Here is a 13348-nt window from a genome sequence, read left to right as displayed (position 1 = left end):
TAAGAGCCATTTACTTCGCTACAGGGACAGCTTTAAAATATTCCTCCAGTGTACTCCCTTTGTCTGCAATCTCTTTAGCTATCTCTGTTCCGACATAGCGAATATGCCACGGCTCATACTGGTAGCCTGTAATGTCTGCCTTGCCTTTCGGATACCGGATAATGAAACCATATTCCGCAGCATGCTGCTCGATCCATTTGGCTTCTTTGGTGCCCCCGAAGCAGTCCTCTGCTGCGCATTTGCCATTGCTTCCCGCCACATCGATGGCGAGTCCCGTTTCATGCTCGCTCGTTCCGGGAACAGCGCTGTAGGTTTTAGCTTTCTCCTCCCCGTCTTTCGCTACGTATCTTTGGAAGACCGATTTCTGGGTTGCATACGATCGATAAGCAGAAACGCCAGCTAAGTGAATCCCGTCCTTGTCAGCTCCGGCAAACAGCTTTTCCAGGGCATCGGCAGCGGTTTTGCGCATTTTTCGCTTCTCCATTTTTTCTGAAAAAACGAACGGCACGTCCGGATACACTAAATCCGTCGGTTCATAGTCAGAGGGAAGTGAATTTTGTTTGTTCACAAGCGCGGTCAGGCTCTCCGGCTTCGCGATAACCTGGACAGCTCCATTTTTCCCCGTCCCTGCTGGAGCAGTTGGTGAAGCTGTTGGCGGTTGGGAAGCTTTCGCTGCTGGAGTCCCGCTCGGTGCCTTCGTTGCAGTCGTTGATGGAGTCGAAGCGCTTGTTGCGCTTGCCGCAGGACTAGCTGTGGCTGATCCGCCAGGCGTAGGTGATGGTTCACCCTGGTGGTTTGCACACCCAGTCAATATCGTAAACGCCGCAGCCAGTGCAAGCGTGCATGTCATCTGATGGTTCATGTTCGTAAAAGCCTCCTCGAAGTTTAAAAAAAGCAATCATGGAATAGACTGCTCAGATCCTGAAAAAGTTTAATTGCCCCCATAAATAGAAAAAAGCTGCGAATCAGCTTATTGCGCTTCATTCGCAGCTTTTTCCTTTTTTCATTTTATGCCTTCGCGCGGAAGCTTTCAAGTTTAGAATGCCTTTTCTTTGCGCTAGGCTTGACTTGCCTGAATCGCCTGCTCTAAATCAAAAATAATATCTTCAATCGCTTCTGTGCCTACAGATAGACGAATAAGTCCTGGCGTTACACCCGTTGCCTCTTGCTCCTGCTCATTCAGTTGAGAATGCGTCGTGCTAGCCGGGTGGATGATAAGTGATTTGGAGTCTCCGACATTAGCCAAATGAGAGAACAATTGGACGGCATGAATCAATTTCTTGCCGGCTTCAGCCCCACCCTTGATACCAAAACTAAGAATAGCGCCTTGGCCTTTAGGCAAGTATTTTTTCGCTAACGAATGAGAAGCGTGGCTCTCCAATCCTGGGTAGCTTACCCATTCTACGGACTCGTGCGCTTCCAGGTACTGGGCAACCTGCAAAGCATTCGAGCTGTGGCGTTCAACGCGCAAATGCAGCGTCTCAAGGCCTTGCAGCAGCAAGAACGAATTGAACGGTGAAAGCGCAGCACCCAAGTCTCGCAGCAATTGAACGCGCGCTTTTATTATATAGGCGATTGGTCCAACCGCTTCTGTGTACACAACCCCATGATAGCTCGGATCCGGCTCGGTCAAGCCGGGGAATTTCCCGCTGGCTGCCCAATCGAACTTCCCGCTGTCCACAATGACACCGCCTATGGAAGTCCCGTGACCGCCAATAAATTTCGTGGCCGAGTGCACGACGATATCCGCGCCATGATCAATCGGCCTGAGTAAGTATGGGCTTGGGAATGTATTGTCAATAATTAAAGGAAGGCCATTTTCATGCGCAATAGCTGCCACGGCTTCGATGTCGAGAACATCCCCTTTGGGATTGCCGATCGACTCCGCAAAGATAGCTTTTGTCTGATCCGTTATCGCGCCACGAAAGTTCTCCGGATTGCTCGGATCGACAAATTTGACCTTGATGCCCAGTTTCGCCAATGTTATCGCGAACAAATTGTACGTCCCGCCGTATAAGCTGGATGCCGAAACGATTTCATCGCCTGCACCGGCGATATTCAAGATGGAATAGGTGATGGCGGCTTGACCAGACGCAACACCAAGCGCGGCCGGAGCTCCTTCCAGTGCTGCAACTCTCTGCTCAAATACATCCGTCGTCGGATTCTGAACGCGGGTATAAATATTGCCGAATTCTTTGAGCGCAAATAAATTGGCTGCGTGCTCCGTATCGTTAAACACATAGGAGGATGTTTGATAAATGGGCACCGCACGCGAATTTGTTGTGGGATCAACGCTTTGCCCCGCATGAATGGCTAGAGTTTCAGGTAAATATTGACGTTCTACTTTATCTGACATTTGACATTCCTCCTCGATTTTTTAAGCACATTGGAATCCTTATAAATTTCATTAGCGGAGCAAAAAAAGACAAAGTCCATCTTGTTTCAGATAGACTTTGTCTCCAGTGAACTGGTCAACAAAATGGGTCGGTATGAACGCCCGAGAACTAAACTTGATTATTCCTACTGGATTAATATACAATAATCATAATGGAACTTTATTCATAAAGTCAATACACAATTCATCAAATATTCAGATAGGATGTGAGCTTCATGCTGTTTAGCCCTTATACCATTAAGCAAGTCACATTAAAGAATCGGATCGTGATGTCGCCAATGTGCATGTACGCGTCAGACGAATCCGGTGAAGTCAAGGATTGGCATCACATTCACTACGCCACGCGTGCCGTTGGTCAGGTTGGTCTCATCTTATTGGAGGCCAGTGCGGTAACCAAGCAAGGCCGCATCTCCACGAAAGACTTGGGGATTTGGAGCGACGATCATATAGAAGGCCTTAGCCGCGTTGTCGCGAGCATCCATGGGCATGGCTCGCACGCAGGCATCCAACTTGCTCACGCAGGGCGGAAAGCCGCATTGGAGGGTCCCATTCTTGCCCCGTCTGCGATTCCTTTTTCAGATGCGTACAAAACGCCAGATGCCGCAACACACGCGCAAATTCAAGAAACCATCAAAGCATTCGCCGATGCTGCATACCGCGCCAAAGAAGCTGGCTTTGACATTATTGAAATTCATGCGGCTCATGGTTATCTAATTAATGAGTTTCTCTCCCCGCTCACCAATCACCGCGATGATGAGTACGGCGGGGATCGCGATCGCCGTTACCGCTTATTAGGCGAAGTGGTTACGCGCATTCAAGAGCGCTGGGATGGCCCTATTTTTGTACGTGTCTCCGCACATGAATATGATCCAAATGGCTTGACACCAGAGGATTACGTATATGTGGCATCCAAGCTTAAAGCGCAAGGCGTCGACTTCATCGATGTGAGCTCCGGCGCCAACGTTCCCGTCGTCCCGCAAGTATACCCAGGGTATCAAGTTCCATACGCTGAGACGATTCGCTCCAAAGCTGCAATCGCCGTGGGTGCTGTGGGACTCATCACAGAGCCGGAACACGCGGAAGAGATCCTGCGGAATGAACGGGCTGACCTTATCTTTCTGGGCAGAGTTCTCCTCCGAGACCCCTACTGGGCTAGAACCGCTGCGCTCAGATTAAAAGCCGAAATCACTCCGCCTACGCCGTATACGCGGGGCTGGTAAGATCCTAACGGAGTTTGTCCTGCTCGTTAAACATGGTCTGGCGAAGCAGGGCAATTCTCCCGTCTTCAACCGTGACTCGAATTTCATTCGTGTTGGATGCGCAAGATCGATTCAAGGAAGCCGCCTCATCATTTGAATAATCCTCATCTGTTCTACTTTGGGCTGCCTGCCACTTCTCTTTTCCATCACGGGTTATCGCCCAGTTGTACCGACGGAACTACGGTGCGTTATCCCTTTAAATTCCATGTTTTTTTACCATGACGAGGAACTCTGATGCGTTAAACAGGTGATTGCTAGCGTGAAATCCCAAATTTCAGATGCATAGCGTACTGTAGTTCCGCGAAATGCCCATTCAAGCCAAAATGACTAGCCATAACGCACCATAGTTCCGCTAGCCCACTCATGATAACGTCAAAGGAAGATCGACAATCGATCTTCCTTCCTAAAGTTTCCCCTATAATACTTTTGAGAGAAAGGCTTGAGTTCGCTCCTGCTTCGGATTTTCAAAAAGTTGCTCCGGTGTCCCCTCTTCAACAATAACACCTTGTTCCATGAACATGACACGGTCGCCAACTTCACGGGCAAATCCCATTTCATGGGTAACGACAACCATGGTCATGCCTTCTTTAGCCAACTGCTTCATAACAGCTAAAACTTCACCGACCATTTCTGGATCGAGTGCCGAGGTAGGCTCGTCGAAAAGCATGATTTTCGGCTCCATAGCCAGTGCTCTGGCGATGGCTACTCTTTGCGCTTGGCCGCCTGATAGCGAGTCCGGGAGGGCATTCGCTTTATCCGAAAGGCCAACTTTTTCTAACAGTTCAAGGGCTTTCTTACGCGCTTTCTCAACAGGCCATTTTCTCACCTGAATGGGTGCATGAGTAATGTTATCGATGACCTTCATATGCGGAAACAGATGAAACCGCTGAAAGACCATCCCCAGCTCCATGCGTATTTCATGAATCTTGTTGCCAGGATCCATCAGTGACTTGCCTTCAACAAGAATCGTCCCCCCATCCGGCTGTTCCAACAGATTCAAACAACGAAGAAATGTGGATTTCCCAGAACCGGAAGGACCGATGACAACCAGCACCTCTTGGCTCTGGATATTCGCATTTATATCTCGGAGGACGACATTGTCGCCATACGCTTTTTTCAAATTTCTGACTTCGATCATGGCACTCATGCTCCTACACTTTCCTTTCCAGATAAGCAAGAAGCTTGCTTAGGGAATAAGTAAGAATGAAATAAATCAAGGCGGCTGTTAAATAAGGTTCCCACACTTTGAAATATTGGCTGCGCATTGCATTCGACCAGTACATCAGCTCTGGCGCCGCAATAATAGCGAATAGCGATGAATCTTTTACGAGCACAATAAACTCATTGCCGAACGGAGGAATCATGCGCTTGATGGCTTGCGGCAAAATAATCGATTTCATCGTTTGCACATGCGTCATGCCAAGCGAATAGGCCGCTTCCGTTTGTCCCTTATCAATAGACTGAATCCCCGCTCTAAAAATTTCCGCCATATACCCGGCTGAGTTCAAAGAAAGCGCAACGATAGAAGCGACAATCGCATTCGTCGTTCCCAGGAATAAGGGAACGACGCCAAAATGAACAAGAAGAATTTGCACGAGAAGCGGCGTGCCGCGAAAAAAATTCACATACATGCTTGCCGGCAGGCGCAAATACCAGCGTGCAGACAGTCTGCCTAGACCGACGCCTAGTCCAAGAACAGACCCGAATAAAATCGATAGAATGGAAATACCTATAGTCCAAAGCGTACCCTTTAGCAATAAAGGAATGTATTCAACAATGATATCAAAACGAAAATCCATACACACTTCCCTCTCATGACCTATTGTGCTGTTTACAGAACAAAAGCATGCGCAAGGTTGAAGTCGCGCATGCTGTCGCAGTTCTTATTTTTGTTCCAGAAGCTTCTTGGTATCCGGTTCTTGCCCAAACCATTTTTTATACACTTTCGCATAGGCACCGTTCTCAATCACTTTTTTAATCGCCGGATCAAGCTTAGCCTTCAAGTCGCTTCCCTTAGGAAGCAAAATGCCATAGTATTCGGAATCAAAGTTTTGAGGATCCAAAATCGTGACGAATTTCTTCTTCGGGTTATTTTTCACATATTCGCGAACGATGGCAATATCAGCAACAACCGCGTCAACGCCATTCGTATCAAGCTCCATCAAAGCAAGCGTGTTATTGTCCAGACGCTTCAATGATTTATTGTCTGCGCCCATAATGTTGGTCATTAGGGTATCAGCCGTCGTTGAAATTTGAACCGCAACTTTCTTGTCCTTTAAATCCGCAGCGCTCTTAATCGGGCTTCCTTCTTTAACCAGAATCATATTCGTGGATTCGAAATAAGGAATCGTGTAATCGTAGCTTTGTTTGCGTTCGTCCGTTATGGAGACAGAGGAAATGCCCCCTTGATACTCTTTACCTTGCTGAACGCTGGTTAACATTGTATCCCAACCCGTGTTGGTTAAATCATATTGAAGTCCGGCTTCTTTCATGACCTCAGCAAGAAAATCAGCATCAAAGCCAGTCAATTTGTCTTTATCCATAAATTCCATCGGTGCATACGCCGCATCTGTGGCAAATTTGTACTTGGGGCCACTGCTTTCTTTAGCGCCACAACCTGTAATAGCAAGTATGAAAACAAGCGCCAAAAGTAAACTATTCATTTTCTTCAACTTAAGAACCTCCGCTAATTAAATGTATGAATTTATATTTTAACCTGTGGTTAATAAATTGACAACAGGCTGGGCTTACTTATTCTTGAGGAATATACAGGAAATAACCTGTTCCCATCACGCAAAACACCCATCTTGAGTGCTTTTGACCTTCATCAGGTTTAACAGATGGCCCAAAGATGAACTTTCATACAAAAAACGCTGGAATCTGCGGATTCCAACGTTTCTATTTTGACTATGAGATTGACGATTACATCATTTTCAAAATGGCTTCCCGACCTGTCATTCCAGCTTCAATGCCTAAATCCTCGGCCGTATGCGTCACGGATTCAAGCGGTGCATCCAGGAGCTCTTCAATCGTCCGAACACCCGTTGCCCGTGCTGCCACAATGTTTCTATCCCTCAACCGTTCGTTTAGCAGCGCAACGTCCAACGCCCCGCACATGATATATCCTTTATCCGTTGTGACAACAAGCAGCGTTGTCTTGGGCAGCTTCACTTCTATAGCGATAGCCGTATGTCCTTCAAGGAGAATGGGTTCTACGCGCATCATGCTCTGCACAGCTCCTCTTTGCAGTCTTACGGTAGTATATGCGGAAGGAGCCCGTACGGTGTAAAGGAAAGCACTTAGTTAACGATAATCTGAACCTTTGTTCCATCTGGATACTTTTCAAGTTGTAGGCCCATATATTTACAAATCCGCAAAATTTCCAAAATCCTGTGAAATCCGAGCTGTTTTTGGTTATAATATAGTGATATAGTTACATAATGAGAAAAATTATTTGGGGCAAGGAGGCCGTATGAGTCAAGCTAAAGCAAATACGAATCAGACTGGACATTTATTCACCGTAGAGATATTAATCGAAGATGCCACTAATGGCCTTGCTTTGGAAAAGCTCCTCCATCTTTTAAACACGGACACAATTAAAGATTATCAAATTATAAAAGGAATCGAACTCGGCAAGCTGATTGAGCTCAATGTTAAACATGTTAGCGATATCCCGAAAGACGCTCCCAAAAAAGCACCCATGCCGCCAGCTCCGGTTCCAGCTCCTGCCGCGGCTTCTGAGAGAATCATCGCCCAGTTGGAAGAATTCAAAACGAATAACACACTGATCCGGTTAACGGTCATTAAGGGCCAGGGCATTAAATTGAACCTGCCTTGCCGCATTTTAAATTATGACAACAGCAGCCAGAATATCACAGTGTACCATGTGGATGAAAAGAAAGTATATTTGTTCAAACTAAACGAAATTGACGATTACGTGGCTTTTTAATCACCCAAAAAGAGTGTATCCCCTGACTGCAACAGGGGATACACTCTTTTTGGGTTTACTCTGTGGAAACTGCTGCTTGATCGCTTTTGAGAAGCATGCTTTCCAGATGGTCGGCGGTTACTGGTGGAGAGAACCAGTAGCCCTGCACTTCGTTGCAGCGATTTTCATGAAGGAATTGAAGCTGATCTTCCGTCTCTACACCTTCGGCAATGACCTTCAAGTTCAAGTGATGAGTCATCGCAATGATCGTTGCAACAATGGCAGCGTCATTCGGATCTACCATAATGTCACGGACGAACGATCGGTCAATTTTGAGCTTATCAATCGGGAATTTTTTCAAATAATAAAGCGAACTGTAGCCTGTTCCGAAATCATCGATGCTGACGTTAACTCCCAGTTCTTTCAGTTCAAGCAAGGATTGGATCGCATGATCGACATCCATCGTCATGCTCTCTGTAATCTCCAACTCCAAATATTTGGGGTCAAGTCCGGTTTGCTCCAACACGTAACTGATTTTCCCAATCAGGTTATACTGGAAAAACTGCCGCATCGAAAGGTTAACCGAGATCGGAATCATCGGATAGCCTTGATTCTGCCAAGCTTTGTTTTGCTTGCACGCGGCGCGAAGCACCCATTCTCCAATCGGTACAATAAGACCGGATTCCTCTGCAAAAGGAATAAAATGATTCGGCGCCACAAGTCCACGCTCTGGATGATTCCAGCGAATCAATGCTTCAACGCCGACGATGCGCCCCGTTTCGATCTCTACCTGCGGCTGGTAATAGAGAATAAATTCTTCTCCGGCAATTGCCTTGCGAAGTTCATTTTCAAGCTTTAAACGATCTAGGGAAACCGATTTCATATCGGAGTTAAAGATTTGAAAATCATTGCGGCCCTTTTCTTTCGCCCTTGCGAGAGCAATATCCGCATATTTCATTAGCATTTCTGCATCCTCGCCATCATCTGAAGAAATGGCAATTCCGATGCTTGCTGTTACATGAAGTTCGTATTGTTCAAGCCGAAACGGCTCCTCCAGGACGCGATTTATCCCTGCAATTATCGCTATAGCATCGTTAGAATCGGCTACATTCGTGTAGTAGAAAGCAAATTCGTCACCTTCTGTACGAGCGATGAAATCATTTTCCGTTACACATCGCGTGAAGCGTTCAGCCAACTGAAGCAGTAGCATATTACCGTAATCATGCCCAAAACTGTCATTGACTAACTTGAAACGATCAATGTCCAAATAGAATACAGCAACTCTTTGCCCAACTGCCCTCGTCAAGGTTAACGTTTGATTGAGATGATCTCTGAACATTCGGCGGTTAGGCAGCCCCGTCATATCATCATAATAAGCCATGTACCGGATTTGCTCATCTCCGCGCTTACGCTCTGTGATATCTTGACAAATAAGAATGCTGCCGTTCACCCCGGGCTGGATACCAACAGGAACCGCTGTCGCATGCAGATCCACGCGATATCCCGTCTTATGCAGCACCGCTGTTTCAAAGGTTACTGGTTTGCCTCCCATCACTTGTTCCAGACTGCTCTTCGTCACTTCCGAAGATTCTCCAGTTACATACGATATGAAAGACTTATGCATAAGCTCGTTCGCCGTGTAACCCAGTATGCTCTCTGCCGCATAATTAATTCGAATGAACTCGCCATGCTGGTCGGTAATGCCAATCGCATTCGGGTTATGCTCAAATAACGAATCCAGAACCGATTGATGATCATGATTTTGAAGCCTCTTATATTCTGATGTATTCGTATTTGCAACGTTCCTAAGCAGCAAGATGAGCAGCATCAGGGAAGCAAGGATACAGATCCATGCAGCATACGGCTTTATGTATAGGCTTCCGAAAACGACGAGAATGAGATACCCGCCTATATATACCCGCTTTTTCACAGTTGTCCTCCTTCTGCTGCTCCATCATAGGTGAATGGGTAGGATCACAGTTACTATTGTGCCTTCACCGACTTTGCTTTCTACACGTAAATATCCCTGGTGGTCTTCAATAATTTTGTGTGTAATCATCATACCCAGCCCCGTACCTTTTTCCTTCGTCGTATAGAAAGGTTCACCCAATCGTTCCAACACTTCATCCGGAATCCCGTCCCCCTCGTCCTTAATCACGATACGGATATGACCGTAACCCTCATCTTGTAAAAGAATATGAATTTGACCGCCGGTCGGCATCGCTTCCATCGCATTTTTAATGAGGTTGATAAAAGATTGCTTTAATTGATTTTCTTCACAAAGGATCAGAGGCAAATCGCGGTCAGTTTCTACAATGATTTGGATATTGCTCATGACCGCCTGTGTTTCCAATAAAGTAACTACACTGTTCACTATCGTCTCGATGCTTCTCGGCTGGCGGCCTACCATCTGCGGCTTTGCCAGCACAAGCATCTCTGTAATGATCAATTCGATGCGGCTTAACTCAGCCATCATAATTTCATAATATTCCTGTTTATTTACAGCCCCTGATTGCATAAATTGTATGAAACCTTTAAGCGATGTCAGGGGATTGCGAATCTCATGAGCAACGCCGGCAGCTATTTGTCCAACTACGGACAATTTTTCTGATTTTCGCAGCATTTCTTCCGTTTTACGGCGCTCTGTGATGTCTTTAAAGGTAATCACCATACCCACGACACTTCCGTGATCGTATATAGGCGATGCCATGTATTCAACGGGGAAGGACTCGCCATTCTTTTTGTAAAAGATTTCGTTGGCGTCGTGATCATAGACCCCGTCCAACATACTTGTATGCAGAGGCGAGCGGCTTGCCAAATTCAGCGACTCTTCGGCTTCACACGCATGCGTAAGAATCAAATAGGGATTTTTACCGATCATCTCTTCATATGAATAGCCCGTCAGACGCATCGCGGCATCATTCCAGAAGATCGTTCCGAACTGCTCGTTGATCCCAAAAATACCGTCTGATACCGCATTCAGAATGAGCTGATTTTTTGTATGTAATTCGTCAATTATGGCTTCGTTCAGCTTGCGTTTTGTAATGTCCTTCGCGATGACATAGATACCGCTTACCTGCTCATGAATGATCATGGGTATAAAACCCACTTCAAGAATTACAGTGTGACCTTGTTTATGTACCATCTTAATTTCGGCGTTTCCAATTAAACCCTGCTTCGCTTGATGGAGCATGTCCCACAATTGCCGCCAATGCTCCTGCATCACGATGGACAGAAGTGAGCGGCCGACAAGCTCATGCTTATGATAGCCCGTCAGTTTGCTCGTTGCCGGATTCACACTGATAATGGCCCCTGTTTCTTCGAGAATACAAATAATATCCGGATTATGCTGCAGCAGAGATTGGTAGCGCAACTTGCTCTCTTCCAGCTTCTGCTCCATCCATTTACGCCCGGTAATATCTTGAAATTGGCACACAAAGTACAGCGGGCTTCCTTCCCTATCCCGGATCAGCGAAACGCTAAGAATTCCCCAAACCAAAGATCCATCTCTGTGAACATAGCGCTTTTCCAATTGATAATTTTCTCGCTCACCCTGTAACGCTTGTCTCTGCAAGCGCTGATCAACCTCCAGATCATCTGGATAGGTGAATTCACTGAAATGGACGCCTACAAGCTCAGCTTGAGTGAAACCGATCAGGTTGCAAAACATCGCATTCACCATAAGGAGTCTGCCGTCCTGACTGACAAGCGCCATTCCGATCGCCGCATAGTCAAAGGTGTGATGAAACAGGTCCTCACTTGTAAGAAGTCCAAGCTCTTTTGGAATCATTTTCCTAATACTCGATGGATTCCCTGTGAATTCAGTCAAGCTACCCATCCTTTCGATAAGGAAGAATGAACTTTTCAATTGTTAATAAATTCTACGTGAGTCACGGTTTCTCCTGCTTGAATCAAGAAGAAATGAAAAAAGAGTCGGATTATCCCGACTCCTGTCATTCGCTATTGTGCAGATGTTTACTTATATGCGGCAATTGCCAAAAGAACCCAGCCTACCAAGAAGCTAACGCCTCCAAGCGGAGTAATCGGGCCGAAGAATTTGATCCCTGTTAAGCTCAATGCATACAAGCTGCCTGAAAACAAAATAATTCCGATAAAGATCAGCCAACCAGATGCATTCACCAAGGAACTGTGGCCTAATTTATCCGATAATATCGCAATGAGGATAAGCCCTAACGCATGAATCATGTGATATTGAACGCCTGTGTGGTAAACCGCGAGCTGATCCGCCGTTATCTTTTCTTTTAAATAATGGGCACCAAAAGCACCAAGTGCTACAGATAAAAAAGCATTCAGACTGCCCAGCAGCAAAAATAATTTCATCATATGCGGCTTCTTCTCCTTCAACGATGTAGATATTTCTTCCTAATCATAGCTGATTTGCAAGAAGGAATCCACCTCATGCATGAAGTCCATATGATATTGTTTAGCCGATTTCGCCAATATCATGCTGCCCGACGATGAGTCTGACCGGTTCAAGGAACACGCTGGATACCGTCGGTTGTTGAATGAGATCAATTTCAATATCTTCAACCTTGTAGCGGACCGTTTTTCCTTCTCTTTTGTCATACACGACATCGAACTGCCTCAAGCCTAGCTGATAAATGACAACGGAGGAGCCGATCGATAGAGCGGTAGACTCATATTCTCCATGTTCAAACAAAACTTCGGACAAAATTTCTTCATTCATATCTACAATAGTAACCTTTTGACAAAATTGGTATCTCATTAACGATCCTCCTCAATAAGTTATATGTGACTGTATTCGAGGAAACTTGTCGAAATTCCTGCAAAAAATAAATTTATCCGCTATCATTCACATAAAATCCAATAAATAGATAACAATCGGCAAGGTAAACATGCTGAATAATGTCGAAGTGAAGACGGCTTGGGAGGAAAACTCCGGTTCATTATTATACTCTATCGCAAGCAGCACACTACTAAGTGATGTGGGTACGGCGCAGGATAGGACGAGCGCTTTGGCGGTAAGCCCTTCAATACCTAGCAGCCAAACAATAAGGAAGCCAAGCGCGGGACCCGCTGCAAGCCTCAACGCATTCGAAAGCAGCACGTTGGAGAAATGAAATTCCCATTTCATGCCTCCCAACTGCACGCCTAGCGTCAGCAAGGCTGTCGCCATGAAAGCGCCTGATATATACTGCAAAGGCAAATAAACGGAATGCGGCACAGGCAGGTGAAAGTAACGCAGCAGCAGAGCAACAGGGATGGCATAGATAACAGGGAGCGAGAAAATCGTCTTCATCGTCGCTTTCCAGGTGGATTTGTGCGCATTCACCGTGTAAATGCCGTATGTATTCGGAATCAGCGTTTGCATGATCATGATCACGATTTGAATGGAGAGCGTGTACGAATTGCCGGCAAAAACCGTCTGATTCAGCGGTATCGCATAGTTCGCACTATTGTAGAAAATAACGCTGTTGCGCATTGCGCTGCGCATGCCTCCCTGCATCTTTCTCACTCGGATTACGACTTCAATGAGCGCAAAAAGCAAGGAGAAAAACAAGACGAAAAATAAGAGAACCTGCATGAGAACGTGTAAGTTCATCTCGGATTCATAGAGCTTCACGAAAACTAGCGCAGGCGAAAACACGTAGAAATTCAGCTTGGATAATGTTCGAATATCCACTTTAAAAGCCCGATACATCGCGGCGCCGATAGCAATCATAATAGAAATTGGCACAATATTATTAATAAGAATGTAGAGGAAATAAGTCATGTTGGCCTCTC

The 13348-nt window shown here is 46.0% G+C and carries 13 protein-coding genes; 2 read left to right on the top strand and 11 right to left on the bottom strand.

Features of this window, described 5'->3' with window-relative positions; all coding sequences use genetic code 11:
* Positions 1 to 10: 10 nt before the first annotated feature.
* Together ABRS97_RS03620 and ABRS97_RS03615 are read right to left on the bottom strand one after the other, a co-directional pair.
* On the bottom strand, positions 11 to 862 hold the full coding sequence (locus ABRS97_RS03620) for a M15 family metallopeptidase (RefSeq protein ID WP_367811538.1): 852 nt from the start codon (positions 860 to 862) through the stop codon (positions 11 to 13).
* Positions 863 to 1057: 195 nt separating this feature from the next.
* Complete coding sequence (locus ABRS97_RS03615) at positions 1058 to 2356, bottom strand: homocysteine synthase (RefSeq protein WP_367811537.1); 1299 nt, start codon at positions 2354 to 2356, stop codon at positions 1058 to 1060.
* Positions 2357 to 2601: 245 nt separating this feature from the next.
* Between ABRS97_RS03615 and namA the strand changes: the two genes are divergently transcribed.
* Positions 2602 to 3615, top strand: a complete 1014-nt coding sequence (gene namA, locus ABRS97_RS03610; protein WP_367811536.1) for an NADPH dehydrogenase NamA — start codon at positions 2602 to 2604, stop codon at positions 3613 to 3615.
* Positions 3616 to 4069: 454 nt separating this feature from the next.
* Here the strand turns inward: namA and ABRS97_RS03605 are convergent, their stop codons facing one another.
* From ABRS97_RS03605 to ABRS97_RS03590, 4 genes are all read right to left on the bottom strand, one after another.
* Entirely contained in the window at positions 4070 to 4792 is a 723-nt protein-coding gene (locus ABRS97_RS03605; RefSeq protein WP_367811535.1) for an amino acid ABC transporter ATP-binding protein, read from the bottom strand.
* A gap of 13 nt (positions 4793 to 4805) precedes the next feature.
* The gene (locus ABRS97_RS03600) at positions 4806 to 5453 is read right to left on the bottom strand and encodes an amino acid ABC transporter permease (protein ID WP_367811534.1); all 648 of its coding nucleotides are present in this window, start codon (positions 5451 to 5453) and stop codon (positions 4806 to 4808) included.
* An 84-nt stretch (positions 5454 to 5537) separates the two neighbouring features.
* Complete coding sequence (locus tag ABRS97_RS03595) at positions 5538 to 6317, bottom strand: basic amino acid ABC transporter substrate-binding protein (RefSeq protein WP_367811928.1); 780 nt, start codon at positions 6315 to 6317, stop codon at positions 5538 to 5540.
* A 259-nt stretch (positions 6318 to 6576) separates the two neighbouring features.
* Positions 6577 to 6879: a YunC family protein gene (locus ABRS97_RS03590; RefSeq protein WP_367811533.1), complete on the bottom strand. Its 303-nt coding sequence runs from the start codon at positions 6877 to 6879 to the stop codon at positions 6577 to 6579.
* A 247-nt stretch (positions 6880 to 7126) separates the two neighbouring features.
* On the opposite strand from ABRS97_RS03590, the gene ABRS97_RS03585 reads away from it, so the two are divergent.
* Entirely contained in the window at positions 7127 to 7603 is a 477-nt protein-coding gene (locus ABRS97_RS03585; protein ID WP_367811532.1) for a hypothetical protein, read from the top strand.
* 55 nt (positions 7604 to 7658) lie between these two features.
* On the opposite strand, the gene ABRS97_RS03580 is transcribed toward ABRS97_RS03585, so the two are convergent.
* The 5 genes from ABRS97_RS03580 to ABRS97_RS03560 form a co-directional block, all read right to left on the bottom strand.
* Complete coding sequence (locus tag ABRS97_RS03580; RefSeq protein ID WP_367811531.1) at positions 7659 to 9512, bottom strand: sensor domain-containing protein; 1854 nt, start codon at positions 9510 to 9512, stop codon at positions 7659 to 7661.
* 24 nt (positions 9513 to 9536) lie between these two features.
* Complete coding sequence (locus tag ABRS97_RS03575) at positions 9537 to 11411, bottom strand: PAS domain S-box protein (protein WP_367811530.1); 1875 nt, start codon at positions 11409 to 11411, stop codon at positions 9537 to 9539.
* Positions 11412 to 11557: 146 nt separating this feature from the next.
* A complete protein-coding gene (locus ABRS97_RS03570; protein WP_367811927.1) occupies positions 11558 to 11923 on the bottom strand; it encodes a DUF423 domain-containing protein in 366 nt (121 codons plus the stop codon).
* Positions 11924 to 12026: 103 nt separating this feature from the next.
* Positions 12027 to 12329 carry a hypothetical protein gene (locus ABRS97_RS03565; RefSeq protein ID WP_367811529.1) on the bottom strand — a complete coding sequence of 101 codons (303 nt, stop codon included), beginning with the start codon at positions 12327 to 12329 and terminating at the stop codon, positions 12027 to 12029.
* An 87-nt stretch (positions 12330 to 12416) separates the two neighbouring features.
* Positions 12417 to 13337, bottom strand: coding sequence for an AEC family transporter (locus tag ABRS97_RS03560; RefSeq protein ID WP_367811528.1), 921 nt, complete (start codon positions 13335 to 13337; stop codon positions 12417 to 12419).
* Positions 13338 to 13348 lie beyond the last annotated feature (11 nt).

Source organism: Paenibacillus tabacirhizosphaerae, from assembly GCF_040812395.1.
In the GTDB taxonomy this organism is placed as follows: domain Bacteria; phylum Bacillota; class Bacilli; order Paenibacillales; family NBRC-103111; genus Paenibacillus_E.
Note: the sequence above shows the minus strand (reverse complement) of the source record. Positions and strands in the feature narration are given on the sequence as shown.

Coding starts and splice junctions, on each gene's coding strand:
- ABRS97_RS03590 (WP_367811533.1), bottom strand. CDS start 6,879: ATGATGCGCGTAGAACCCATTCTCCTTGAAGGACATACGGCTATCGCT.
- ABRS97_RS03620 (WP_367811538.1), bottom strand. CDS start 862: ATGAACCATCAGATGACATGCACGCTTGCACTGGCTGCGGCGTTTACG.
- ABRS97_RS03570 (WP_367811927.1), bottom strand. CDS start 11,923: ATGAAATTATTTTTGCTGCTGGGCAGTCTGAATGCTTTTTTATCTGTA.
- ABRS97_RS03560 (WP_367811528.1), bottom strand. CDS start 13,337: ATGACTTATTTCCTCTACATTCTTATTAATAATATTGTGCCAATTTCT.
- ABRS97_RS03600 (WP_367811534.1), bottom strand. CDS start 5,453: ATGGATTTTCGTTTTGATATCATTGTTGAATACATTCCTTTATTGCTA.
- ABRS97_RS03565 (WP_367811529.1), bottom strand. CDS start 12,329: ATGAGATACCAATTTTGTCAAAAGGTTACTATTGTAGATATGAATGAA.
- ABRS97_RS03595 (WP_367811928.1), bottom strand. CDS start 6,317: ATGAATAGTTTACTTTTGGCGCTTGTTTTCATACTTGCTATTACAGGT.
- ABRS97_RS03605 (WP_367811535.1), bottom strand. CDS start 4,792: ATGATCGAAGTCAGAAATTTGAAAAAAGCGTATGGCGACAATGTCGTC.
- ABRS97_RS03615 (WP_367811537.1), bottom strand. CDS start 2,356: ATGTCAGATAAAGTAGAACGTCAATATTTACCTGAAACTCTAGCCATT.
- ABRS97_RS03585 (WP_367811532.1), top strand. CDS start 7,127: ATGAGTCAAGCTAAAGCAAATACGAATCAGACTGGACATTTATTCACC.